General features: G+C 31.3%; 1 protein-coding gene. It reads right to left on the bottom strand.

Annotation, left to right across the window (positions count from 1 at the left end; genetic code table 11):
* Positions 1-113 precede the first annotated feature (113 nt).
* Positions 114-323 carry a hypothetical protein gene (locus DFQ09_RS18725; RefSeq protein WP_115813166.1) on the bottom strand — a complete coding sequence of 70 codons (210 nt, stop codon included), beginning with the start codon at positions 321-323 and terminating at the stop codon, positions 114-116.
* Positions 324-1,213: the final 890 nt, after the last annotated feature.

The raw sequence follows: 1,213 nt of genomic DNA, 5'->3' as shown, positions 1-1,213 counted from the left end.
TAGCTAAATCGGGATTAATATATGATGGAAATTATAAAAGTACTTTAGTGAAAAATTAATGAGTTTTTACTTGTTTTTTGCCACAGTACTTTGTTGGCATTTCGTTGTTTTTACTATTCGTTATTTTTATTTTCTTCCGTTTGTTTTTTAATGTTGTATATATTCATTATTGCCATAAATGTTCCAAATATTATCGCATTTAATAAAAATCTCCAAATTCTAAAATCTTGTCCGTCAGAATAATCAAAACCAGCCATAATAAAGGCATAAGCTATTCCTCCAATTAAGCCTCCCATTATTATTGTTTTAGTTTTTTTGTTCATTCTGCTATTAAATTTGGTTGATGATTTATTCCGCAAACTTTATCAATTCCGATTGAGTGAGCAATTCTGCAACTTGCTAAATTCCGTATTTAATTTTGGGTTTGCTTTTCAGTTCAGTTTCCGATTCCGTAAACGAGCTAAAAGTCAAACGTTTTGTTTTAAATTACTAATAATTGTCATTTCTAACGGTTGTGCTCAATGAATGCCAACGGTTTAGTATATGATTTGTAGCGTTGTTTCAGCGAGTAAGTTAGCAAATAATTATCGAAATAGAAAAACCGAGAGGTTTTTCGCAAGTAGGCTAGAAGCAGCTATAAATTATATACATTGTTGGCAAATCGTTTTTTATTATTCAGCCGTTATATTATCAGGTTATGTTTCCGAACGTTTTGTTTGTCAAAATTTATACTTTACTTAAAAATCAAAAAAAAATCTCCAAATTATTATTCCGTTCTTTTCCGCAAAGAGCATCAGTTTTGATTTTTGGCCGAAATTCCGTGACACTAGAAGCGATTGATTTAAACAACTAATTTTAATTTTTTTAAATAGCGATCAGTTCGGCCGTACGTTTTGCCACTCCGCTTATCAGCCAAAAGTTGAGGATTGCTATAATTTTGAATTAAATAACCGAAGTTGGGTAAGTCGAAATTCGTGCGTAAAGTTCCGCAAGAGTAAGAAATTCCAGTGTAATATTTTTTTAACGTTCAGCTTTAAATTCCAACGTATTTTTCTGAAGCAAGTAAGCACAGAATTTCGTAAAAGCCTTGAAATTGTTGGCACGCGCAAAATGTTTGCCAACGTGTTTCTTTAGTTTGTATTAAATATCTTTATATAGAAAAAGAGGAGAACTATAACGTGTTTTAGATTAGTGATCCCTAACACGTACGAGT

Source organism: Winogradskyella pacifica (genome assembly GCF_003386275.1).
Classification (GTDB): domain Bacteria; phylum Bacteroidota; class Bacteroidia; order Flavobacteriales; family Flavobacteriaceae; genus Winogradskyella; species Winogradskyella pacifica.
This window is presented reverse-complemented; position numbering and strand designations above follow the sequence as displayed.

Coding starts and splice junctions, on each gene's coding strand:
- DFQ09_RS18725 (WP_115813166.1), bottom strand. CDS start 323: ATGAACAAAAAAACTAAAACAATAATAATGGGAGGCTTAATTGGAGGA.